This window comes from Bartonella sp. MM73XJBT, from assembly GCF_028618465.1.
Classification (GTDB): Bacteria; Pseudomonadota; Alphaproteobacteria; order Rhizobiales; family Rhizobiaceae; genus Bartonella.
In genome coordinates this window covers 1-24,394 of the sequence record NZ_JAQISY010000004.1, presented here as the reverse complement: position 1 = coordinate 24,394, position 24,394 = coordinate 1, and the positions used below count along the sequence as shown (strand labels likewise).

Sequence of the window (24,394 nt, the reverse complement as noted above, 5' to 3'; positions counted from 1 at the left end):
CTTTTATAAGCTTATTTTATAAATTCTATAAAAGTTGAAAATATTTGTTTTATGCCATACCTTTAAGAGGGGGTAGTTTACTCTTTGTAAATTTAAGGCAAATATGTATTCATTTTTTAGAAAAAAATTACGCATCGTTTTCTTTATTTTTGGCTTTATTGTTGTATTCAGTTGTTGGGGGTGGGGGCCTCTTGAGGCGCAAAATCCGATTATCGGACAAGCGCTCCCTTCTTATTCAATTGATGAAATTATTCAACAACAACAGCAGATTATCAAGACTCTTGAACAAAATACAGAGACTTTAGAAAAAGAGTTTGAAAATAAATCAGAAGATGAGCGGGCTTTGGTAGAACTACGGTTACGTGCACAAGATATCAGTAAACGTGCCCTAGAAGCAGCATTTGTTTTGCGTACTCCTCTTAATGATATTAATGCACTTCTTGATCAATTAACAGAGCTCCATGATGATTTGAAAAAAACAGCGGATGAGCGCTCTGTATTGATAGAGAAAAAAGTTAAAGTTAACAGTATAGTCCTCCGATTTGAATCAATCTTTTTGTCTGCAAATAGGATAGCCGAACTTGCTATTTCTCAATCTCGAGAACTTTTTAAGCGCACACTTACGCATAGGCTTGAGTTTTCGATATCGATGGTTAAACATCTTATCCAAAAAACCAAAGAGGCTTCCTCTGATTTTCTTTTGTTGTTGAGTTCTTGGTGGAATTTTGTATTTTATTTCAAGTTATTACAACTGTTTCTTTCCTTTTTTATTCCACTTTTTATTGCTTTAGGACTTTCTTATTTTTCTCGCAAAATTCTAGCAAATGTACGCTGTCATTTGATGAAGAACAATGAAGAAATATCGTATTTACAATTCTTGTTGGCCGCTTTTATTTCGGTTCTTCTCCCATCACTTATATGTGTTGTTTGCGTTTATCTTATCTTATTTTTGTTCCGTAGTTTTGATTTGGATCCAGGAAAACTTACAGCAGTATTTGATATGGTAGGCTGTCAAATTGTGTTCGTTTTTTTGATCAATCGTTTAGCGGTTGTTTTTTTAGCATCAAATATAACTCGTGGGTTTCTTCTTAATATTATACCATCGGCAGCGTATCAATTGGTGATTTTGATTACTTTTTTAGGTGGCGTTTTGGCATTTGATGCTGTTTTTGATAGTATTTATCAAATTGTTTCCGCCTCGCTTTCTTTGACGATTGCTAAAAGTTTTATTGCTGTTTTTCTTTTTGCTATATTGCTGTTTATCATCTCGTTTATACCTTTACGTTTTAGACGTGAGATTTCTCAAGGGAAGGAGAAAGAGCCGCGCTTTTTGCCATTTTATATACGTATTCCTCTTATTGTATTAGGAATATTGCTGATTGTGATGGATTGTTTAGGTTATGTTGGTTTAGCACGTTTTATTATGCAGCAGATTACGATTGGTGGGGTATTTTTAATTCTCATGTATTTGGGAATACAAAGTGCTCAAGCGCTTGGAACTAAAGGCCAATTTATGAAAACACACCTTGGTCACGCTTTAACGCAATGGCTGCATTTAGACGAGAAAACAATGAATCAATTAGGGGGGCTTTTAAGTATTTTCCTCAATTTGGTTGTGATTGTATTTTGTGCAATGCCAATCGCCGTACAATTTGGGTTTTCGTATTCTGATTTAAAAGCAGTGTTGTGGCAGTTAATGACAGGCTTTCAAATTGGAAATGTCTTCATTTCTTTAATTTCTATTGTAACTGGAATCGTTTCTTTTTCTATTGGTTTATTTCTCAGCCGACGAATGATCGGTTGGTTAGATGAAACTGTCTTAGAGCATGGGGAATTTGATTCTGGGGTACGTAATTCTATCAAAACGGTTATAGGCTATGGAGGTATTGTCGTATCGGCTTTGATAGGAATGTCAATGGCAGGTTTGGATCTCAAAAATTTTGCGCTTATTGCTGGTGGTCTTTCGCTTGGTATAGGGTTCGGATTGCAAAATATTGTGCAGAATTTTGTATCTGGGCTTATTATTCTAATTGGAAGACCATTTAAGATTGGAGATTATGTAGAATCTGGATCCGTGGGTGGTATTGTTAAACGTATCAGTGTGCGTGCAACGGAACTTGAAACATTGCAGCGTAAGACGATTATTATTCCTAATTCAAGTCTGATCAATAACAATGTTAGCAATTGGACGAGGCGAAGTAAAATGGGGCGAATTGATATTCCTGTTGCTGTTGCCTCCAATATTGCTCCAGAGCGTGTTGTGGAAATTTTGCTAGAAATTGCTTCTGCAACGGAGGGAGTTTTAAAAAATCCTGCACCACAGGTAAGTTTTACTGCATTTGATAGTAAGAAATTTTCATTTAATTTGGCAATTTATATCCCTAACATTACCTCACCTTCTAAGGTCACAAATGCTCTGCGCTTTTTATTATATAGGCGTTTTGTTGAGGAAGGAATCTTAGAATGCTAAAATATATTCATGTTTTTATAGCAGCTACGCTGTTGGATATTTTGTCTATGACGGCTTTTGCAGCAACAGTGAAAAATATTGATTTTAAAGTACAATCTCTCATCATCGTTGAAGGGAGTGTCCCTTTAAATATCTCGCTGAATTCGCAGCAAATAGTTACAATTTGTATGAAAGGATGTTTTATCACTTTTCCTAATAAAGATCGTTTTGCAATAAAGGCAGAAGATAATATAGAAATCAGTGAGGGTAGAGCAATTTTTAAATAAAATGGTTTAAGATTTTTATTATTAGGTAAAGCTTGGATGCACCATAGGTCTTTTCCTACTTGTTAGATAAGTGCGTGATTAAGAATAGTAGGTGAAAAATTGTGATGTGAGTATAAGATAGGTGGAAGATAATATGTGCAAAATTGTAATGTGTGTTTTTCGTGTGATTATTTAAAAATCTCTTTATAATATTTTGAGTATTTTGTATCCACTATAAAAAGTAAATGAATGGCATTTGTTTCTTATTTTTTTCTATAAAATTTATTAAAATATTTGACCTATAAAGTTATTTATTGTAGTTATTATTCAATAGGATAATTTATTTTATTAATATTATAAATAATTTTTTAATTTGTTGTATTTTTCTAAAATATTAAAATGTAAATAATATATAATTATTTTTGTAACAGTGATTTTTTATCGTTTAAATTATTTCTCAATAAGATAAGTTATGGAATGTTTAAGTTCTTTTATTTTAATTCAATAGTTTGTTTTTTCAAAAACAATACAAAAAATATTTAAGATAAATTTTTATCATATCAAGTATTGATTTTTACTGACATTTTAAAAGTAATTAAAATTTATTTGCTAATATTAAAATTTGATGTAATTATGAACTCAAGTGTAACTATAAAGGAGTACATATAATTTTGCGGCATAAGATTTTATAACACTTTGTTCTTCTAATGTGATTTTTGATTATGTTTGAATTTAGCAATGGGGTATAATTTTATGAATACAAAATTTGTCACAGCATCTGTTTTTTCTTTGGTTTCGTCTTCTATAGTACAGGCAGCGGATGTGGTGGTTCCTGAAGAGCCGATACATGCTGCTTCATCAGTTGTTGTTCCCCCACCTTTTTCTTGGTCAGGTTTTTATTTTGGAGCCCAGATTGGTGGTTTTTCAAGTAAAATTTCTGCAATGACACCTGATGTTAATATTCCTCTCTTTCCTGATAACGAAGCTAGAAGTAAGCCGTGGATACCAGTTGAAAAAAAGTATCTGCCTGAACTTTCAGGATTTATAGGTGGTCTTTATGCTGGTTTTAATTTTGATCTTGGTAATAATTTTATTTGGGGAGTTGATACGGATATTATTTTGACTGACAAAAAAGATACAATTACCAAGACTGAAGAATCTGGTAATGATGAACAGGGTACTGAAGAATCTGGTACTGAAGAATCTGGTACTGGAGAAAACGGTACTGAAGCGAATGACAATGGTGGCAAAAAGGCAGGAGTTGTAAAAGTCCGAGCTGGTGGAGCTTATCGGACAGTAGCAGAAAAAAATAGTGCAACTTTTAATCATACTTTGAAGCAAAAATGGACAGGCGCCACACGGGTGCGTGTTGGATTTTCTACGGGGCGTATAATGCCTTATATAGCTGGTGGTGTTGCTTATGGGCAGTTTCAAGATATCTTGTCTATGTCAATTACAGGAGATGATCCTTTTAATAGGACATCAGATGTTAAAAAGACGATGATTGGTTATACGCTCGGTGGTGGTATTGATTTTGCAATAACAGATAATTTCATTGTGCGTGCGGAATATCGTTACTCAGATTTTGGTAAAGCGAAATTTAATGACGAGATTGAAATTAAGTATAAGACGAATGAATTTCGTGCTGGAATAGCTTACAAATTTTAATGTTTGTGAGCCTAAAATGGCTTAAGAGGTCCTATCCAAGATAGGACCTTTATTCTTTTTGTACTGTGAGTACTTTCTTTATGGCAAAGGGTGCGTTAAAAATTTGGAATGGTTATTTGAATGATGGAGATCAGCCAAAGCAGAGTTATTTGAGTTTCTATTGTGTAGAATAAAACTCTTTTAGATTATAAAGCAGGGCAAAAATACTTTTTTAAGAGAAGGGATGATTCGCTTTTTCCATATACAATTTCTTTTGCATATTACCATAGCACTACTTTAAGTAATTTTAAAGATTGTTTCTCAATAACTTTAACGAATTGGAAAATAAGGGAAAATCTAAATATCATGGTGCGGACGGCGGGACTTGAACCCGCAAGGTCTTAGACCGGCAGATTTTAAGTCTGCTATGTTTACCGTTTTCATCACGTCCGCGATAAGAGCTCCCTCATAAGCTATATTTTTTATTGAATCAAGAATTAATGATAAAAGAAAAACTTTTCGTTTGGGATAGATTTTAACTGACAATAGTTGCCTTTATCGCTAGAAGGATCCTTAATAATATGAACGAAACATGAAATGATTGGTGTTATGAGTAACTTTATTGGAGACGTAACGAAAGCTATGAGAGCTTTGCATCATGTGTTTGCTGAAACACCACTTCAAAGAAATGACTTTCTTAGTCAAAAATATGATGCTGAAATTTATTTAAAGCGTGAAGATTTAACGCCAGTACGGTCTTATAAAATTCGTGGTGCTTTTAATTTTGTTTCAGAAATGCTAGGTAAGATATCGTCAGATGCTGCATTCGTTTGTGCTTCAGCAGGGAATCATGCGCAAGGGGTTTCTTTTGTTTGCCGCTATTTTAAACGTAAAGGCGTGATTTTTATGCCTGTGACGACTCCGCAACAAAAAATAGAGAAGACGCGTATTTTTGGCAAAGAGTTTATTGATATTCGTCTCGTTGGTGAAACATTCGATCAATGTTATGCGGCTGCACAATCTTTTGCTACAGAAAGTGGGGGGGTGATGGCACCACCTTTTGACGATATTCGCATTATTACTGGGCAGGCAACAGTTCTTTGTGAGGCTGTTTTGCAATGGAAAAAACTCAATGGGGACAGCGAGCCAGATCTCATCATTGTACCGGTCGGAGGTGGTGGTTTGGCTAGTGGTGTGAGTAAGTTTTTGCATGAATATGGTTGGAAAACGCAGCTGCGTTTTGTTGAGCCACAAAGAGCTGCAAGTTTGCTTGCCTGTTTGGAAAGTGGAGAAAGAGTTAAGCTTGAAAACATTGATACATTTGTAGATGGTGCTGCTGTCTCTGAAATTGGTGCTTTGAATTACACAATACTCAAGCAATTTGCAGCTGATTCTGTTATTACAGTTCCTGAAAATCGTGTTTGTTCTACAATGGTTGAAATGCTTAATGTCGAAGGGGTGGTTCTTGAACCGGCGGGTGCTTTATCCATTGATGCTCTTAACAGTCTTTCTTCTCAAGAGTTAAAAGGCAAAAGAATCCTTCTGATTATTTCAGGAGGTAATTTTGATTTTGAGCGTTTGCCAGAGATTAAAGAGCGTTCTCTGCGTTTTCAAGGATTGAGAAAATATTTTATTTTTAGTTTTCCACAACATCCTGGTGCATTGCGTAGTTTTCTTGCCACATTATCACCGGATGATGATATTGTGCGCTTTGAGTACCTTAAAAAATCGGCGAGAAGCTTTGGTTCTGTATTGATTGCCATTGAAACAAAAAAATATAATAATTTTCGTCTCTTAGAAGAAAAGTTTCAAGATTTAGGTTGGCGCTATCGTGATATTACTGATGATCAAACATTGTTTGATTTTGTCATTTGAGACATTGAAATTTTTACTGAAAAAAGAGACATAAAAATGAAGTCTATTTTTTATTTTGTACTGAGTCTGTTTTTGTTTTTAAGTGTTGGTCAACAGAGTTTAGCATCTGAGCCAACCGAAACACAAAAAGCTGAGCTTTCAAGATTAATTGTTGATGCCAATCATGCCGTAAAAAATGGGGACTTTGTATCTCTTTCTCATTATATGCCTGATCGGCTTTATCAAGAAATGGCGCGTCGATTGAATACAACAGAGAGTGATTTACGGAATAAGTTTTTTGAACAATTGCGTGTTCAATTTGAAAGTTTGCCTGCTGATGCTTATCATTTAGATGAAACAAATATCGATTATTTGCAAGCTGCCCATGGTACTTTTTATGCTTTGATTCCAACAAGGGTTGAAACGAAAGATCGCATCATTGAATATAAAACTTTGGCAATTTTTGATAAAACGCAGTGGTATTTAATCTATGGTGGTCAGAAGACTGTACAAAATCCAGTTTTTCTAGAAATTTATCCCGATTTTAATAACCTATATTTACCAAAGGAAATCGTAATAAAGAAATAGATTGCTTAAACATTGTTTTTTGTTCGTATTAAATAACTTTTGTCAAGTCCTTGCTTTTTTGTCATAATCCAACAATAATAACAACGAAGGTATTTGGGCTGGTTAGCGGCCTGTTTGTAAAGTAAAGATTTATATGCCTTTACTTTGTTTAGGGTACCCATGGGGTGCGCAAAGCGCTTATTTGAGCGTTGCTTCACGAATTCAATATATCAAGACTTCTCTTGCGCGGGTTCTTGAGGAAGAGAGTTTTAGCTTATTGCTTGTTTAGAGCTCTTAAGCTTAAGGAAAGATTTTATTTTGCATATCAAACAAGAAAATATTTTCACCAAGTTAGGTTTGCCTGCTTTTTTGCTTAAAAATTTACTCATTGCTGGGATAAATGAACCTAAACCTATACAAGAACAAGCTATTCCAATGATTTTGAAAGGAAAAGATATTTTAGGTATCGCTCAGACAGGTTCTGGAAAGACTTTGGCATTTGCCTTACCTATTTTAAGTCAGATTTTGTCCTTGGGAGATAAACGTTGTCCTAAAACTGCGCGCGCTTTAATTTTGGCTCCTACGCGTGAACTTGCTGTTCAGATTGATGAAACAATTCGTGCTGTTTCGAAAGGAACACATCTTTCAACATGTCTGGTTTTTGGGGGGGTATCACGTTTAAAACAAATTAAGCGCATGGCAGCAGGTGTGGATGTTTTGATAGCAACACCTGGGCGTTTAAGAGACCTTGTTGGTGAAAAATGTGTTGATCTTTCTCAATCTCGTTTTTTGGTGTTAGATGAAGCAGATCGTATGTTAGATATGGGCTTTATTCATGATGTACAGCATATCGCAAAGCTTTTGCATCAAGAGCATCAGACAGCACTTTTTTCTGCGACAATGCCGAAAGAGATCATTGCTCTTGCAAAGAATTTGCTCAATGATCCAGTAAAAATAGAAGTTGCTCCTCAAGGAACGGCTGCTGCTGAAATCACTCAAAAGTTATACTGTGTTTCTACGCGTGAAAAAAAGAATGTTTTAAATAAACTTTTGACGAATCCAGCTTTTGCTTCGGTTATTGTTTTTACTCGAACAAAACACGGCGCTGATGCTGTCACACGGAGTCTGGGAAAAATAGGTTATTTAGTTGCGACAATTCATGGAAATAAATCACAAAGTGCTCGTCAATCTGCACTAAAAGCTTTTCGTGAAAGAGCTGTACGAATTCTTGTTGCAACAGATATTGCTGCACGCGGTATTGATGTACCAGGAATAAGCCACGTTATTAATTATGATTTACCAGATGAAGCAGAAAGTTATGTGCATCGCATTGGTCGTACTGGGCGCAATGGTGCATCGGGAGAAGCTGTCACACTTTTTGACGAAGGAGTAGAAGGAGCGCGGTTGCGTGCTGTAGAACGCTTGATTCGTATGCGATTAGTGCGTGAATCTGTTCCAGAACAGTTCGCTGAATTTCCAGCAAAGCCAGTTATGTTAGAAGGTGAGGAAAAAGAAAACGATAAGGAACTTCGTTTTGGAAAATCTAAACGCCAAAAGAAATTTTCAAATCATAAAAATAAAGCTAAACAGTTACAGAGTAAAAATTCTTCATCTCCCAATGAAAGACACAAAAAAGCAAAAGCAGTAACAAAGCGTGCAAAGCCTTTTCATTGCCGTAAATCAGTAAAAAAGGCAGCTTGAGTAAAATATTGAGAAGAAATTCTATGCTAATTTTTTCTATTTCTTCTCAATGTAAATGAAAGCAAGAGAAATACCAAACAACGCTCTTGCCAAAGTCAGAGAGGCTCTTATTGTTTCTAGAAATAGCAATCGTTTGGATATCTCGTGGAATGAATATTTTGAAAAGGCATTTTCTTTCATCATATGCTGTAGAGACATCTTTAAAAACTCCCTTTTTAGACTCTTTGGTGAAGCTCCTATTTTAAAAATTTGCATAAAGGTAAGTTCCCTTTAATAAGAAAAAGGTGCATTTTATTTTCTATGCGAGCTTATAGTGGAGAGAATTTGGTGGCTGATAAAAATTTCACTTAACTACAGTTCTATTTTAATGCTTGATAATATCGATGGGTTTTGGTCTTTGTTTAATAGGTATGGAAATTTAAAGAATAGAATGTCGTGCGGTGCAATTTACATTTTAAGGATGATCTTTGAATCAGGATAAGATTGATTATTTGATAGTTTTTAAAACTACAGGTATCTTTTATATAGGTTGCATAGGAATAATATCTGAAAGTATAGCTTTGCTCTTGTTAAAATTGATTCGTTTAGTGATAAGATTTTGAGTATATTCCTTATAACTTTGAAGAGATTTTCCAAACAGATCGGAAAAGTTTAAAGAATTACAGGAGAAAGCCTATAAAAAAACACACTTATTCAAAGTGTCCAGTAGAAAAATTTCTTCTCTTACTTTATATTCTAGAATCTCTCATATTTTAAAAACATTAATAAAAACAATGTATTATACGTAATAATAAACAGAATGGCTCCCCGGGCCGGATTCGAACCAGCGACCAACCGGTTAACAGCCGGTTGCTCTACCGCTGAGCTACCGGGGAACACGGTGCTCAATTACTCAATTGCAAGGGCTATAGCAAAGCATTGTTGATTTGCAAAGTACAAAATTGCTTTTTTTTAAAAAAATATCTAAATTGCAGAAGGAGAGGAAAAAAGAACAGAGAAGACTTCTCTCTCTTGACGGATGCGTTGCCTTCCCTTATTGACACTTGATATGTTTAATGAGGCCTCGTGGCGGAATGGTTACGCAGAGGACTGCAAATCCTTGTATCCCGGTTCGATTCCGGGCGAGGCCTCCAGCCGATTTTAAACAAAATGGCTTTTAGGGGTAAAATACGAAAATAAATAGCTGCTCTTGATGGTAAAGTGCTTTATCAGGAAAATGGTGCGGTTAGAATCTCATTATTGACTATAGTGTGCTTTTTGTAACACCCACAGTAAGGTATTTAAAGTTCTCACTATCGCCGTTTTGTTGTAGTCTTATTGTATGTGGGAGAAGAGAGTCGTGATGGTTGCATATTTTGCAGAGCTTCGCCGCAAAATGGTTGACAATCAAATTCGTACAGTTGATGTAACGGATTTATCAGTTCTTGAAGCGTTTTTAATGGTACCGCGTGAAGATTTCGTACCAGAAGATATGAGAGCTTTAAGTTATGTTGATACGGACATTATTGTGTATCCAGCGCAAAATGGACTATCTACAGGCTATTCAATGCGTCCTGCTTCTTTGGCAAAATTGCTACAGCTTGCTGCTGTAAAATCATCCGATATTGTTTTAGATGTTGGTACTAATAGTGGTTATTGTGCAGCATTGCTTTCAAAACTCGCGGCAACTGTGGTTGCGTTAGAAAGTCATAAAGATCTTTCGGAACAAGCTGCTGAGACTTTAAAGCGTAATCAGTGTGATAATGTGGTTGTAGTTCATGAAGATTTAGAAAAGGGATACGCTATTGGGGGACCTTATGATCTGATTTTTATCGAGGGTGCGGTTGATTTTATTCCAGAGAGTTTTTTTGAGCAAATGAAAGAGCAAGGACGTCTTGTTGTGGTTGAAGGATGCGGTAATTCGGGTGTTGCACGAATCTATGTAAAAGAAGATGGGATTATTGCATCGCGTCGTGCTTTTAATCTTGCGGTAAAACCTCTTGCTCGTTTTTTTAAAAGGCCTGATTTTATATTTTAGTGTTTGTTTTGTATGTAAATAAAAGATAATTTTAATGAATGTGGGGTTCGTGTTGTGTGTATGGTGTTTAAAGTAAACAAGAAATTTCAGGCATGTGTGTTGCTGGTTTTAAATGTTCTATTATCAGGATCGGTTTGTGCTGAAACATTGATGGATGCTTTTGCTAAAGCTTATATGCACAATGCCAAGTTGAATAGTGAACGTGCTGCTGTGCGTATATCAAGTGATGATGTGGTTATTGCACGTTCTGGGCTCTTGCCACAAATTGAAGGAATTGGAAGCTATGGGCGAAGCAAGCCCATGATGGGAGCTTATACTACTTCTGGGTCTCTAGGTATAAGGGTGAATCAAAGATTATTTGATGGTTTTGTCACACAAAATACATTTTCTTCAGCTCAGGTTAAGTTGCAAGCACAGCGTGAATATCTTCGTAATGTTGAACAGAATACTTTTCTCGACACTGTAACTGCCTATGCGAATGTCTATCAAGCACGTCGTATTGCTGATCTTCGTAGAGAAAATTTGGCAGCTCTTGAAGAGCAAGTTCGTTCGGATAAAGCAAAGTTTGATGTGGGAGAGGGGGGGCGTGTTGATCTTTCTCAAGCACAAGCGGCACGTTCGGTTGCTGTTTCAGAGCTTAGCCTTGCACGTGCTGATGTAAAATCAGCTGAGGCTGTTTATCGACAAGTTATTGGTTCTGATCCTGAAAAATTAACACATCCATCTATGGCAAAAGATTTGCCGGTCAATCTTGATGTTGCTTATCAAATGAGCGTTGTACAGCATCCAGCAATTCTTTATGCAAAATATTTGGTTGATGCGAGCCTTTACAATGTAAAAGCAAAAGAAGGGGCATTGCTTCCTAAAGTTGATCTTTCTGCAACAGCATCTTATAATCGGATTTACAGTGGTGCTGGGGAGGATGGTGTTTCTAAATCAATAGGGGTGTCGTTAAGTGTTCCAATTTTTGAAGGTGGGCGTACATCTGCGCAAATTCGTCAATCTAAGGAACAACTTGGGCAGGCACATCTTCAGCTTGATTTAGCTCATAGTAATATAAGACAAGCCCTCACGTCTGCTTGGTTTCAGTTAGAAGGGGCACGCGCATCTGTTATCGCTTATCGTGAGAGTGTACGTGCTGCTGAAATTGCTCTTAAAGGGCGTGTTCAAGAAAATCGTGTGGGACAGGCAACGACATTGGATGTATTAAATTCTCGGACACAACTCATTAACGCTCAAATTGCGCTTGCAAAAGCAGAACGTAATGCTCTTATTGCTAGCTATAGTGTTCAATCTTCCATTGGTAAACTGACTGCGGATTATTTAGGTTTTAAAATGGTAAAATATGTTCGTTAATGCCTAAAAGTAATTTTAAATCTGCAAATAATTTTTCAGCTTTAAAAGCTTAATAAATTCAGAATTAAGCATGTTGAGAAAGAGAGCGCTTTATGAATAAAGTTGTGTGTAGTGCCTTCTTTGTGACAATCACGTTTGAAAATATAGTACGAGGCATGTTGATCTTATGATTCTTTTGCTTACACTATAGAGTGTGATTCTGTTTATGGTTGCGTCTTTGAGAGGTTTTAAAGTATGGTACAGAGTTCAAGTGTATTACGTGAGCCGAGTATGGATGAGATTTTGACATCTATTCGTGAAATAATCGAAGAAAATACGGTTCAACCTGAGCATTTTTTAAATGGCGATGTTGTAGCAAATGCTTCTACAGATCGTGCGTCCGTGGCTTCAGAAAGTATTTATGATACGACCTTATCAGTTGATGATGCAATGAAAGCTTTGGCTGATCGCATCGGGCTTTCTTCTGAGAATCAAGATTTTTCTTTAACGCAAGAGAAAGAGAATATAGAGGCAGAAAATAATACGGTTGGCGTGGATATGCAAAAGGTAAAGCTTTCTTCTGAAGAGCAGCGCTCTGTTCATAAAGCAAAAGAATATAGTAATGAGGCATATGCTACACAGTCAGAAAATACGGCAGTTGGTCATGGCGAATTATCTGAATATTGTCTTTCTTCTGCTGAGAAGATTGCAAAAGATGTTTTGCGTCCGGCTATAGCAGAATGGTTACAAAGTAAATTGCCAGTTTTGCTTGAGAATATTTTACGTGAAGAGATTGTTAAAGCTATTAAGAAGTCGTCTTAATTGTTTGTTCTTTATCGTTTTTGTGATTTCCATTTTATTTTATGAGAGTTTTGCGGCTTTGGACGTGAGATAGTTAGTTGAGCTTTTTAGATAAGTCTGATCACATTTTAGAACGGATATTTGTATTTTTCAGCGGCGTTATGGGTGAGTGGAATGCTAGAAAAAAACTATGATGCTGCTTCTATAGAGCAACGGGTTGCAAAAAGGTGGGAGGCTCGTGGTGCTTTTGAAGCGGGTGTGGGTTCAAAAAGTGATGCTGAACCTTTTTGCGTTATGCTTCCGCCTCCCAATGTTACCGGTTCCCTTCATATGGGGCACGCACTGAATACGACAATTCAAGATATCGTGGTTAGATTCCAGCGAATGCGTGGCAAGAATGTGTTGTGGCAACCTGGCATGGATCATGCTGGGATTGCTACGCAAATGGTTGTTGAGCGTCAACTTGCAGAATGTCAAGAGCCAACGCGTCAAGAAATGGGTAGAGAAAAATTTGTTGAACGTATTTGGCAATGGCGTCACAAAACTGGGGGCGTTATTGCAAATCAGTTGCGTCGTCTTGGTATTTCCTGTGATTGGTCACGCGAGCGGTTTACAATGGATGAGGGGTTGTCTGAGGCTGTTCGTGAAGTTTTTGTTACGCTTTATAAGCAGGGATTGATATATAAGGATAAGCGCCTTGTTAATTGGGATCCTAAATTGTTAACGGCTATTTCAGATCTTGAAGTTGAGCAAAAAGAAGTCAAAGGCCATTTGTGGCATTTTCGATATCCGCTTGAAGGTAAGATTTTTGATCCCAATGATGCTACAACTTTTATAACAGTGGCGACAACACGGCCAGAAACAATGCTTGGTGATACGGGAATTGCAGTTAATCCTGAAGATGATCGTTATAAAAATCTTATAGGGAAAAATGCTCTTTTGCCCCTTGTTGGTCGTAGGTTATTGATTGTTGGTGATGATTATGCAAATCCTGAAGAGGGAAGTGGGGCTGTAAAAATTACACCAGCCCATGACTTTAACGATTTTGAAGTAGGGCAGCGCAATGATCTACGGTTGATCAATATTTTTACAAAAAAAGCGGAGATTTTCCTGCGTGAGAATGAGGCGTTTTTTGATGGTTTAACTTTATCTGATGAATTAAATCTATTAGTGGAAAACTTAGATCAAGCTGATCGTTTTGTTGCACGCAGTCGGATTATTTCTTTGATGGAAGAAAAAGGATATTTAGCAGCTATTGATGATCATCCGCACACCGTTCCTCATGGAGATCGCAGTGGGGTGCCGATTGAACCGTTCTTGACAGATCAATGGTATGTTCATGCTGAAGAATTAGCAAAACCTGCAATAGAGGCTGTTCAGCAAGGAAAAACGCGATTTGTTCCCGATAGTTGGAAGAAAACTTATTTCAATTGGATGCAAAATATTCAACCCTGGTGCATTTCGCGTCAATTATGGTGGGGACACCAGATCCCAGCTTGGTACGGTCCTGATGGCGCAGTTTTTGTTGAAAAAAGTGAAGAAGAAGCTTTGGCTTCTGCTGTCTCTCATTATGGTGAAGTGGTGGAATTAACCCGTGATCAAGATGTTTTAGATACGTGGTTTTCATCCGCTCTTTGGCCTTTTTCAACACTTGGCTGGCCAAATAAAACCACGGAACTTGCTAGCTTTTATCCAACATCTCTATCGGTTACAGGATTTGATATTATCTTTTTTTGGGTTGCTCGTATGATGATGATGGGGCTTCACTTTATGGGGGATGTTCCTTTTCCAACGGTTTATGTGCATGCTCTCGTTCGGGATCAGAAGGGGGCAAAGATGTCAAAGTCAAAGGGGAATATTATCGATCCCTTGGAGCTCATTGATCAATATAGTGCTGATGCTCTCCGTTTCACGTTGGCCATTATGGCAGCACAGGGGCGGGATGTTAAACTTGATCCTTCCCGTGTTGCAGGCTATCGTAATTTTGCTACCAAATTATGGAATGCTACCAGATTTGCACAGATGAATGGTGTTAAGCATGATCCAGCTTTTAAGCCAGAAAAAGCAAAACTTGCACTTAATCGTTGGATTTTAACAGAACTCTCTCAAACTATTTCGGCAGTGACTACTGGCATTGAAAATTATAAGTTTAATGAGTCCGCTAGCGCACTTTATCGTTTTATTTGGCATACCTTATGTGATTGGTATCTGGAACTTCTCAAACCAGTATTTCAAGGTTCCAATGAGGATGCTAAAGGTGAGGCTCAGGCATGTACTGCTTGGGTTTTGGATCAGGTTTATAAGCTTCTTCACCCCTTTATGCCTCATATGACGGAGGAGTTGTGGTCTCTTACAGAAACACTAAGTATGAAGCGTGAGGATATGCTGGCTTTAGTATCATGGCCAGAGGAAATATTCGTAGATGAAGAAGCTGCTGCTGATATTAATTGGCTTATTGATGTTGTCAGTGAAATTCGATCTGTACGTTTTGAAATGAATATTCCGGCTGGTACGCTAGCACCTCTTGTTATTGTAGAGGGCGGCACACTAACGCAGAAGCGTGTGAAACGTTATGATGCTCTTCTTAGAAAGTTAGCACGTATCGAGACAATTGATTTCTCTGATAAAACTCCAGCTGTTTCTGCGCAAATGATTTTGGGAGAGGCGATTTTTTGTTTACCATTGGGGCAATTAATTGATTTGGAAGCTGAACGTGCTCGCTTAAGGAAGGACGTTAGTAAAATTGAACAAGATATTGAAAAAATATCTATTAAATTAGATAATCCTAAGTTTATAGAAAATGCAAGACCGGAAATTATTGAGGCTGAGCGTAACAGAATTGTAGAATTGCGTACCGCGCAGAGGAAAATATCTGTTGCTTTAGAGCGATTGACATAGTTGCGCTTTTTTATTCTACTGCTTTTGTATTTACTTCGTATTATTATGTTGTCTGTTTATGTTTTCTTGTAAAGAGCGTTTTTTCTGTATTTCCATTGAAATTTTCAGTGTTCTCTTACTGATGTTATAAATAAAAACTCTATGCAGTTTTCTAGTGTTTTTACGTTTATGAGGTCGTGCGTTTCTATTATCCTATTGTATTATAAAAACACTGTGATTTAGAGCAGTGATACATGTAAAATTTTATACTATTTAAGGCGTTTTTTAATAGGGGAATAAATAGATCAAGGCACTTTTAGCGTTACGTTATGCAGCCAATATGGGAAATATTGATGCAAATTGGAAATTTGGTTGTATCTATGTGAAGGGTTATGGTGCTCCTGAAGATGATTATAAGGCATACAATTTTTTGCCTATGTTGTTGAAAAAAGTGCTGATCTTAGTTCAGAGGATGAGAGTTATATTTCTGATACATTGGTTAAACTTGCGCGCTATATAAAAAAGGTATTCCTCAATCACCTGAAAAATCTAATCCGTCTTATGCTGCTCTCCTCTATATGTAGATTGCAGTGAACTATTGAAGTCCTAAAGCACAATATTATGTAGGAAAAAGGTTTTTCAAGAGAAAAGGGAGAAGAGAAAAATCTTCTGCAAGCAGCATGGTGGTTTCAGCAAGAAAAGGGATTCTCCTGCTCAAGCCGTGCTTGGAAATATTCTGCTTCATCAGGAAGGAAAAACAGCTTTTGGCACCATATGTTAACAGCAGCCTATGAAAAAACTAAAGAAAAAGATCGAAATTAGATTGCTTCTCTGCAAGAGTGTGCTTTTGCTCATTTGTAATGAATTTGAGAAACGTACGGCATTTGCTGTTCCCTAATATTATAAAAAGTAATCATTTTTTAATATTCAACAGCAACACTTCTTTAGTTTTCAATCCAAAAATTATCATTTTTATGCTTGATTCTGTAATAGAGAGAATTTTTGAAATAACACCTAATTAATGACTAAGGATCTTAGATAAAAAGTCCTGTGCTCTTGGTGTTCTAGATTGTGGGTTAGAAAAAAACTCTTTAGATGAGCAGTCTTCGAGAATTTTTCCTTGATCCATGAAAATAACACGTTCAGAGACTTTTTGTGCAAAACCCATTTCATGCGTTACACAAATCATCGTCATACCTTCTTCTGCTAAGCTGATCATGACATCTAACACTTCACCTACCATTTCAGGATCTAGAGCAGATGTTGGTTCATCAAAAAGCATAACGAGTGGATCCATAGTTAAGGCCCGAGCAATAGCAACACGTTGTTGCTGCCCGCCAGAAAGTTGACCAGGGTACTTATTTTTATGTTCGATGAGTCCAACACGTTCAAGATACAATAAACCACGCTCAAGCGCTTCTTTTTTGTTGCGCTTTAAAACTTTGATTTGTGCAATGGTCAAATTTTCTGTAACGGATAAATGTGGAAAAAGTTCGAAGTGCTGAAATACCATTCCTACGTGGCTGCGCAATTTAGGTAGATTCGTTTTCTTTGAATGAACGGGTGTTCCATTAATCCAAATCTCACCTTTTTGAAAAGGAACAAGAGCATTAATTGTTTTAATGAGTGTTGATTTTCCTGAACCAGACGGACCACAAACTACAACAACTTCCCCTTTGTTAATATTGGTGGTGCAGTCTTTAAGAACATTAACTTCGCCATACCAGTTGGAAACATTCTTTATTTCAATCATATGCGTAGACATTTTTTTTCCTGTTAGCGGATAATAGATATTCTTTTCTGTAAATACAAGACTATCTGCGATAGTGTAAAACAGATAACAAAATAGAAAATAGCTGCTAAGACATAAGCTTCTTGCTTTACGCCAAAGTTGTTAGCAACAATATCAAAACCGTTCAAGAGGCTATTGCCACTAATTGCATAAACAAGCGTTGTATCCTGAAAGAGAATAATGACTTGTGTTAAAAAAACGGGCAGCATGTCTCTAAAGGCTTGGGGAAGAATGACAATGTACATATTCTGCCAATACGTCATTCCAAGAGCTTGCCCCGCCTGTTTTTGTCCTTGTGAAACAGAATTTATGCCGGCGCGCATAATCTCGGCAAAATAAGCAGTTTCAAATGCAGTAAAGGTAATGAGTGCTGATTTATTTGCACCGATTGATATCCCAGTTAGGAAAGGTAAAAGCACAAAAAACCATAAGATAACCATCACGAGCGGTATTGAGCGCATGGCAGTTATGTAAATTGTTGCAAGCCAAGAGAGCAGTTTTACAGAAGAAAGCCGCATCATTGCTAAGAGTGTACCAAAAATAAGTCCTAATATCGTGGCAAAAAGGGTTAGGAAAATACTAAAGAGTAAACCTGATAGAATATAAGAACAGAATATATCAAAAGTAAAAAATGAAAAATCAAAGTCTGAAAAATTGAAAGAAGAAGAAAATCCAAACTGGGAGCTTATGAAATCTGTCATATTCAGTGTTCCTCTGTTTGAAAATTAGGGATTTTGAGCATGTGTTCAATTATTGTCATAATAATGAACACAAAGAGAGCTATAAGGATATAAAGAATCGTGACGATAAGATAATTTTCGTAAACATGACTTACTTCTTCGATTGTTTGGTATTGAAATTGCATCAGTTCATTGATTGAAACTGCAAATGCTATAGATGAATTTTTCACAATGCCCATTGCTTCTGAAGTAAGCGGAGGCATAATTGTACGTATAGCACGCGGTAATATGATATAGCGATAAACTTGATAGGTTGTGAATCCCATTGCCATAGCTGCATAACGTTGTCCAGAAGGAATCGCTTCAATACCTGAGCGGACTTGTTCTGCAATACGGGCAGATGTAAAAAATCCTAAGGCACATGTTATTAAGAGAATAGGTGAAAAATTCATCGCTGGCGGATACACCTTAGGCACAACGAAATACCATAAAAACACTTGTACCAGCAAAGGAATATTACGCATGATTTCTACCCATATGCTACCGATAGCGCGTAATATACGATTGATTATGGAGGTATTGGGTAAAGTGCGCATCGTTCCTATAATAACACCACAAAATACAGCTAGAATTAATGAAAAGGCGGACAATAAAATTGTATTTTTCAAGCCATCGAGCAGTGTATCTAAATAAGTATGACTTACGCCAGGAGTCCCAAAGCATCCTGCTACCAGTGTTTGAGTAAGATCATCTCTACAAAGGAAAGAAAAGTCCATTGATTGATATTTCCTAAATTGAGTCGTTTATAAACAGAGCAATAAATCAGCCATTTTATATCAAGCAAACTTTATTGAAAAATGAACTAAAACATAACCACACTCTTTGCAAAGAGTGTGGTTATTGTTTTTAAAAAATCTAGAAACTATTCTCTGTATAGTTTTCCCGAGGCTTATTGTTTGGATGTTCCCAAGCATATTTTGTTGCTTTAGATAAGGGAAGGTTGACAATAGTATTGGCAGGCGGAGTTGGTTTCATAAACCATTTATCATAAAGTTTTTCAAGTGATTTGTCTTTGATTTGGTGCACGATACTATCGTTGATTGCTTGTTCAAAGTTTTTGTCATTTAATCGCAGCATACAAGCGATGGGTTCGACTGAAAGTACTGGATCAAGGATTACATAATCAGATGGATTTTTTGATTTGGCAATATGGCCTGCAAGAATTGAAGCATCCATAACAAATGCGTCTGCACGACCAGATTCTAATAATAAGAAGCTGTCTCCATGGTCTTTACCTTTCACAACATTAAAGTGAATATTTTTTGCACGTTTATTTTTACGGATAAGTTGAACAGATGTTGTTCCTGTAGTGGTTGCAACTGTTTTTCCATTTAAATCGGCAAGAGATTTAATGTGGGAATTTTTCTTTACGGCGATTCGAACTTCTTCAATGTAAGTGGTATAAGCAAATGCGGCTTCTTTACTACGGGAGACATCATTTGTTGTAGAGCCACATTCAAAATCATAGGTACTATTTTTTAAAAGAGGGATTCTATTTTGTGATGTGATAGGGAGATAATGAATTTTGATCGGTTTACCAATTTTTTTTGAAATATCGTCGATAATATGCTCTGCCATTTCTGTGTGGAAACCTACATATTTATTATTACCTAGGGCATAGGCCAAACCTGATGATTCTCGGACACCTAGGGTGACTTCTCCTGTCCTTTTTATTTTCTCAAGTGTATCATTTTCAGCATGTACAACACTTGTTAGTCCAAAGGCAGTTGCTGCAATAAGTATTAACAATGATTTTTTCATTATGTCCTCCATTCACTGACGATTTCTTGTTCTCGTTTTATTATTTAAATGTCTTTTCACACACCGTGTAGCACATTTATATTCTAGGTGGGATATTTTTTTACTTTAAATAAAATCAGGTGTTTTACTCTTTTAATCGAAATTAAAATGAGCCCAAATGGGAATATGATCCGATGTTTTTTGATATCCTCTTACTTCTGTTTGGCTATAGGCGCAAATAAGTTGATCGACAGCTTCTGGTGATAAGAGAAAGTGATCAATACGAATTCCGTTATTTTTACGCCATGCACCAGCTTGAAAATCCCAAAAGCTGAATGAAGGGGTATCTGTGACATTACGAATAGCGTCGTAAAAACCTAAATGAGTAATGCGTTGAAATGCCTGTCTTGTTTGGGGAAGAAATAAGGCATCACGATTCCACTCTTGAGGTTTTTTTGCATCCAAGGGGGTGGGAATAACATTATAATCACCAGCTAAGATAAGAGGTTCCTCATATGCAAGCAATGATCTTGCATGGGTATATAATCTTTCCATCCATTCCATTTTATAAGGATATTTGTCACTGCTGATAGGGTTTCCATTTGGTAGATAGAGGGATGCAACACGAATAACGCCTTTATTGGTTGAATAAACGGCTTCAATGTAGCGTGTTTGTTCATCATTATCATTACCTGGTAAGCGCCGGATAACTTCATCAGGTGTTTTTTTAGAAAGAATCGCAACGCCATTAAAACTTTTTTGTCCGTGTGTTTCTATATGATAACCTAATCCTTCAATTGCATTACGTGGAAAGTTCTCATCGGTACTTTTTGTTTCTTGTAGACAGACTACATCGGGCTGATTTTGCTGTAACCATTGATATAATGTTTCATGTCGTGCTTTGATTCCAGCAATGTTCCAGGTTACTATTTTCATGGTGCTCATCTTCAATATCTATGCAAGTTAAACTGCTACTTTCCAATGTTAATAGATATACCCAACAATGAGTTACGTTAAGTTATGATGTGTCGCGTTTTTTTGTATGAGAGAAATATTACTATGAGGATTTCATTTATCAAGAACTCCTGAAAAAAGCTAAATTAAAGTGTTAAAATTTTATTTATGTTCATTTTTAAAAACTTTCTGGTGTTTAGTTCTTGACGAATGTATGTGTTCTCGCTATTAGAGGATACAGAGCTGATGTGAGAGTGGTTTTAGAGATTTTATTTTTATCCTAAGAGTCACTCAAACAGGTTTTAGAAGATTAAAAGCAAATGCTAGTGCAAAAGGCGAGTGCCTTCTCTGCTTGTGGTCGGGTAAACTGTTTTTAGCAGTGCTGCCCGATTTTGTGTGTGAGTTTAGATATTTGCTCCGATTTTGTCGGAATGGATGAAAACTAGGAGAGCCCAAAAGGGCGAGACAAACGTAAATCGAAAAGAGGAAGGTTGCATGCCTACCGTAAACCAATTGATTCGCAAGCCACGTGTTGTGCCGGTTAAGCGCAATAAGGTTCCTGCTCTTCAATCAAATCCGCAGAAGCGTGGTGTTTGTACACGTGTTTATACAACAACGCCAAAGAAACCGAATTCTGCGCTTCGAAAAGTTGCTAAGGTCCGTTTGACAAATGGATTTGAGGTGATTGGTTATATTCCTGGAGAAGGGCATAATCTTCAAGAGCACTCTGTTGTTATGATTCGGGGTGGTCGTGTGAAGGATTTGCCAGGGGTTCGTTATCACATTATTCGTGGTTTGCTTGATACGCAGGGTGTCAAGAATCGTAAACAGCGTCGTTCAAAATATGGCGCGAAGCGTCCAAAATAATATTGAGAGACAAAGCCGATGTCCCGTCGTCATAGAGCAGAAAAGCGTGAAATTAATCCAGATCCTAAGTTTGGTGATTTGGTTATTACGAAGTTTATGAATGCCATTATGTTTGATGGTAAAAAGTCAGTTGCTGAGCGTATTGTTTATGGTGCGCTTGACGCTGTGGAGAAGAAAGTAAAAACAGATCCTGTGGCTCTGTTTCATCAGGCGTTAGAGAATGTTGCTCCTCATATTGAGGTTCGTTCGCGTCGTGTGGGTGGTGCTACTTATCAGGTTCCGATTGATGTTCGTCCAGATCGTCGTCAGGCTCTTGCTATTCGTTGGTTAATTTCAGCGGCACGTGGGCGTAATGAGACGACAATGATTAATCGTCTTTCTGGTGAGTTAATGGATGCGGCCAATAATCGTGGTTCTGCAGTAAAGAAGCGTGAGGATGTGCATCGTATGGCTGAAGCTAATCGTGCATTCTCTCATTACCGCTGGTAGGTATGTTTAAAACTTAAGGCAAATAGAATGGCTCGCGAATATAAAATTGAAGATTATCGTAATTTTGGTATTATGGCGCATATTGACGCTGGTAAGACCACTATGACTGAGCGTATTTTGTTCTATACAGGTAAGAACCATAAAATCGGAGAAACTCATGATGGTGCTTCTACGATGGATTGGATGGCGCAAGAGCAAGAACGTGGTATTACGATTACATCTGCTGCGACGACGACCTTTTGGGAGGGGCGTGATGGTCGCAAGCGGCGTTTTAATATCATAGATACACCAGGCCACGTTGATTTTACGATTGAGGTTGAGCGTTCTTTGCGTGTTCTTGATGGGGCGATAGCATTGTTGGATGCAAATGCTGGTGTGGAGCCTCAGACAGAAACTGTTTGGAGGCAGGCTGAGAAATATCGCGTGCCGCGTATGGTTTTTGTTAATAAAATGGATAAAATAGGCGCTGATTTTTATCGTAGTGTAGAAATGGTTGGTTCGCGATTGGGGGCTAAGGCTCTTGTTTTGCAGTTGCCAATTGGTGCTGAAAATGATTTTGAAGGTGTTGTTGATCTTATTGAGATGAAGGCATTAAAATGGGATGGTTCCATTGGTGCTTCGGCGGTGGTAAGTGAAATCCCTTCTGATTTGAAAGAGAAAGCAGAAGAATATCGCGAAAAACTCATTGAAATGGCGGTGGAGGTTGATGAAGCAGCGACGGAGGCTTATCTTGAGGGCGTTATGCCAACTGATGAGCAGCTTATAGCTCTTGTTCGTAAGGGGACAATAGGGGTCCAGTTTCATCCTGTTCTTTGTGGTACAGCTTTTAAAAATAAAGGTGTGCAGCCGCTTTTGGATGCGGTTGTTTCTTATCTTCCTTCTCCAGTTGATATTCCAGCGATTAGGGGTGTAGATGTGAAAACGGAGTCTGAGGCAACACGTGAATCTTCAGATGATGCTCCGCTTTCTATGCTTGCTTTTAAGATTATGAATGATCCTTTTGTTGGATCATTAACTTTTTGTCGTGTTTATTCTGGTAAAGTTCAAAAGGGCGTTTCCCTTGAAAATACAGTGAAGAGAAAGAGAGAACGTTTGGGGCGTATGCTGCAAATGCATTCAAACTCTCGTGAGGATATTGAGGAGGCATTTGCTGGCGATATTGTCGCTCTTGCGGGACTTAAGGAAACGACAACAGGTGATACACTTTGTGATCCTCTAAAGCCCATTATTCTGGAGCGGATGGATTTTCCAGAACCTGTTATTGAAATTGCGATTGAGCCCAAAACAAAAGCGGATCAGGAAAAGATGGGTATTGCACTCAATCGCTTGGCTGCTGAAGATCCATCGTTCCGTGTGAAATCTGATGAGGAATCAGGGCAGACTATTATAGCTGGAATGGGGGAGCTTCATCTTGATATCATTGTTGATCGTATGCGGCGTGAGTTTAAGGTTGAGGCTAATATTGGGCAGCCTCAAGTTGCTTATCGTGAGTCGATTACCAAAATGGCAGAGATTGATTATACGCACAAGAAACAATCCGGTGGTGCAGGGCAGTTTGCTCGTGTGAAAATTATTTTTGAACCTCATGATGGTGATGATTTCGTTTTTGAATCGAAAGTTGTTGGTGGTGCGGTTCCAAAGGAATATATTCCTGGTGTTCAGAAGGGGATTGAGAGTGTTATGGGTTCAGGTCCTCTTGCAGGGTTCCCTATGCTTGGTGTAAAAGCAACTCTGATCGATGGTGGTTATCACGATGTTGATTCTTCCGTGTTGGCTTTTGAAATTGCCGCTCGTGCAGCTTTTCGTGATGGAGCGAAGAAGGCTGGTGCGCAGCTTCTTGAGCCAATCATGAAGGTGGAGGTTGTAACTCCAGAAGATTATGTTGGTGATGTCATTGGTGATCTCAATTCTCGTCGCGGTCAAATTTCAGGTACTGAGGCTCGTGGTATTGCTACAGTGGTGAATGCAATGGTTCCTTTGGCAAATATGTTTGGTTATGTGAATAGTCTTCGTTCTATGAGTCAGGGGCGTGCACAATATACAATGCAATTTGATCATTATGAGCCAGTCCCTTCGGCTGTTGCTTTGGAGATTCAGAAGAAGTACGCGTAATTTTTTAGGTCATTAATTTTAACTTAGTCCTTGATTTGGATGGAAAATGGAGAGCTCAAATGGCAAAGAGCAAGTTTGAACGCACGAAACCGCATGTTAATATAGGAACGATTGGTCACGTTGATCATGGGAAGACCTCGTTGACAGCAGCGATTACGAAATATTTTGGTGAATTTAAAGCCTATG

General features: G+C 37.6%; 19 protein-coding genes and 3 tRNA genes. 15 read left to right on the top strand and 7 right to left on the bottom strand.

What is annotated here, in order from left to right; all coding sequences use genetic code 11:
* Window positions 1–103: 103 nt before the first annotated feature.
* From PVV69_RS02220 to PVV69_RS02210, 3 genes are all read left to right on the top strand, one after another.
* Window positions 104–2,470, top strand: a complete 2,367-nt coding sequence (locus PVV69_RS02220; RefSeq protein WP_273756288.1) for a mechanosensitive ion channel domain-containing protein — start codon at window positions 104–106, stop codon at window positions 2,468–2,470.
* Window positions 2,464–2,736 (top strand): hypothetical protein, encoded by a 273-nt coding sequence (locus tag PVV69_RS02215; RefSeq protein WP_273756287.1) that lies wholly within the window; start codon window positions 2,464–2,466, stop codon window positions 2,734–2,736. Before PVV69_RS02220 ends, PVV69_RS02215 begins: the two co-directional genes overlap by 7 nt.
* A 732-nt stretch (window positions 2,737–3,468) precedes the next feature.
* The gene (locus tag PVV69_RS02210) at window positions 3,469–4,383 is read left to right on the top strand and encodes an outer membrane protein (protein ID WP_273756286.1); all 915 of its coding nucleotides are present in this window, start codon (window positions 3,469–3,471) and stop codon (window positions 4,381–4,383) included.
* A gap of 346 nt (window positions 4,384–4,729) precedes the next feature.
* On the opposite strand, the gene PVV69_RS02205 is transcribed toward PVV69_RS02210, so the two are convergent.
* Window positions 4,730–4,815 (bottom strand) — tRNA-Leu (locus PVV69_RS02205).
* 144 nt (window positions 4,816–4,959) lie between these two features.
* Between PVV69_RS02205 and ilvA the strand changes: the two genes are divergently transcribed.
* The 3 genes from ilvA to PVV69_RS02190 all read left to right on the top strand — a co-directional run bounded on the left by ilvA (window position 4,960) and on the right by PVV69_RS02190 (window position 8,484).
* Window positions 4,960–6,237, top strand: coding sequence for a threonine ammonia-lyase IlvA (gene ilvA, locus PVV69_RS02200; RefSeq protein WP_273756285.1), 1,278 nt, complete (start codon window positions 4,960–4,962; stop codon window positions 6,235–6,237).
* A gap of 36 nt (window positions 6,238–6,273) precedes the next feature.
* Entirely contained in the window at window positions 6,274–6,804 is a 531-nt protein-coding gene (locus tag PVV69_RS02195) for a hypothetical protein (protein ID WP_273756284.1), read from the top strand.
* A 297-nt stretch (window positions 6,805–7,101) separates the two neighbouring features.
* Window positions 7,102–8,484: a DEAD/DEAH box helicase gene (locus tag PVV69_RS02190; protein ID WP_273756283.1), complete on the top strand. Its 1,383-nt coding sequence runs from the start codon at window positions 7,102–7,104 to the stop codon at window positions 8,482–8,484.
* 800 nt (window positions 8,485–9,284) lie between these two features.
* On the opposite strand, the gene PVV69_RS02185 is transcribed toward PVV69_RS02190, so the two are convergent.
* A tRNA-Asn gene (locus tag PVV69_RS02185) sits at window positions 9,285–9,359 on the bottom strand.
* 184 nt (window positions 9,360–9,543) lie between these two features.
* Between PVV69_RS02185 and PVV69_RS02180 the strand changes: the two genes are divergently transcribed.
* From PVV69_RS02180 to PVV69_RS02160, 5 genes are all read left to right on the top strand, one after another.
* Window positions 9,544–9,617 (top strand) — tRNA-Cys (locus tag PVV69_RS02180).
* A gap of 209 nt (window positions 9,618–9,826) precedes the next feature.
* Complete coding sequence (locus PVV69_RS02175; RefSeq protein WP_273756282.1) at window positions 9,827–10,501, top strand: protein-L-isoaspartate O-methyltransferase; 675 nt, start codon at window positions 9,827–9,829, stop codon at window positions 10,499–10,501.
* A 60-nt stretch (window positions 10,502–10,561) separates the two neighbouring features.
* On the top strand, window positions 10,562–11,857 hold the full coding sequence (locus PVV69_RS02170) for a TolC family outer membrane protein (RefSeq protein WP_273756281.1): 1,296 nt from the start codon (window positions 10,562–10,564) through the stop codon (window positions 11,855–11,857).
* A gap of 234 nt (window positions 11,858–12,091) precedes the next feature.
* Window positions 12,092–12,658 (top strand): DUF2497 domain-containing protein, encoded by a 567-nt coding sequence (locus tag PVV69_RS02165; RefSeq protein WP_273721143.1) that lies wholly within the window; start codon window positions 12,092–12,094, stop codon window positions 12,656–12,658.
* Window positions 12,659–12,811: 153 nt separating this feature from the next.
* Window positions 12,812–15,535, top strand: a complete 2,724-nt coding sequence (locus PVV69_RS02160; protein WP_273756280.1) for a valine--tRNA ligase — start codon at window positions 12,812–12,814, stop codon at window positions 15,533–15,535.
* Between the two features lie 997 nt (window positions 15,536–16,532).
* On the opposite strand, the gene PVV69_RS02150 is transcribed toward PVV69_RS02160, so the two are convergent.
* The 5 genes from PVV69_RS02150 to xth all read right to left on the bottom strand — a co-directional run bounded on the left by PVV69_RS02150 (window position 16,533) and on the right by xth (window position 20,722).
* Window positions 16,533–17,279 carry an amino acid ABC transporter ATP-binding protein gene (locus PVV69_RS02150; protein WP_273756279.1) on the bottom strand — a complete coding sequence of 249 codons (747 nt, stop codon included), beginning with the start codon at window positions 17,277–17,279 and terminating at the stop codon, window positions 16,533–16,535.
* Between the two features lie 11 nt (window positions 17,280–17,290).
* On the bottom strand, window positions 17,291–18,007 hold the full coding sequence (locus PVV69_RS02145) for an amino acid ABC transporter permease (protein ID WP_273756278.1): 717 nt from the start codon (window positions 18,005–18,007) through the stop codon (window positions 17,291–17,293).
* 2 nt (window positions 18,008–18,009) lie between these two features.
* Window positions 18,010–18,762, bottom strand: a complete 753-nt coding sequence (locus tag PVV69_RS02140; protein ID WP_273756277.1) for an amino acid ABC transporter permease — start codon at window positions 18,760–18,762, stop codon at window positions 18,010–18,012.
* Between the two features lie 139 nt (window positions 18,763–18,901).
* Window positions 18,902–19,807 carry a transporter substrate-binding domain-containing protein gene (locus PVV69_RS02135; RefSeq protein WP_273756276.1) on the bottom strand — a complete coding sequence of 302 codons (906 nt, stop codon included), beginning with the start codon at window positions 19,805–19,807 and terminating at the stop codon, window positions 18,902–18,904.
* A 132-nt stretch (window positions 19,808–19,939) separates the two neighbouring features.
* Window positions 19,940–20,722 carry an exodeoxyribonuclease III gene (xth, locus tag PVV69_RS02130; RefSeq protein WP_273756275.1) on the bottom strand — a complete coding sequence of 261 codons (783 nt, stop codon included), beginning with the start codon at window positions 20,720–20,722 and terminating at the stop codon, window positions 19,940–19,942.
* A gap of 513 nt (window positions 20,723–21,235) precedes the next feature.
* On the opposite strand from xth, the gene rpsL reads away from it, so the two are divergent.
* The 4 genes from rpsL to PVV69_RS02110 form a co-directional block, all read left to right on the top strand.
* Window positions 21,236–21,607, top strand: a complete 372-nt coding sequence (gene rpsL, locus PVV69_RS02125; RefSeq protein ID WP_005865042.1) for a 30S ribosomal protein S12 — start codon at window positions 21,236–21,238, stop codon at window positions 21,605–21,607.
* An 18-nt stretch (window positions 21,608–21,625) separates the two neighbouring features.
* Window positions 21,626–22,096 carry a 30S ribosomal protein S7 gene (rpsG, locus tag PVV69_RS02120; RefSeq protein ID WP_273721159.1) on the top strand — a complete coding sequence of 157 codons (471 nt, stop codon included), beginning with the start codon at window positions 21,626–21,628 and terminating at the stop codon, window positions 22,094–22,096.
* Window positions 22,097–22,123: 27 nt separating this feature from the next.
* Entirely contained in the window at window positions 22,124–24,208 is a 2,085-nt protein-coding gene (fusA, locus tag PVV69_RS02115; RefSeq protein WP_273756274.1) for an elongation factor G, read from the top strand.
* A gap of 59 nt (window positions 24,209–24,267) precedes the next feature.
* The coding region (locus PVV69_RS02110; protein WP_234924853.1) for a GTP-binding protein at window positions 24,268–24,394 on the top strand (127 nt) is incomplete at its 3' end.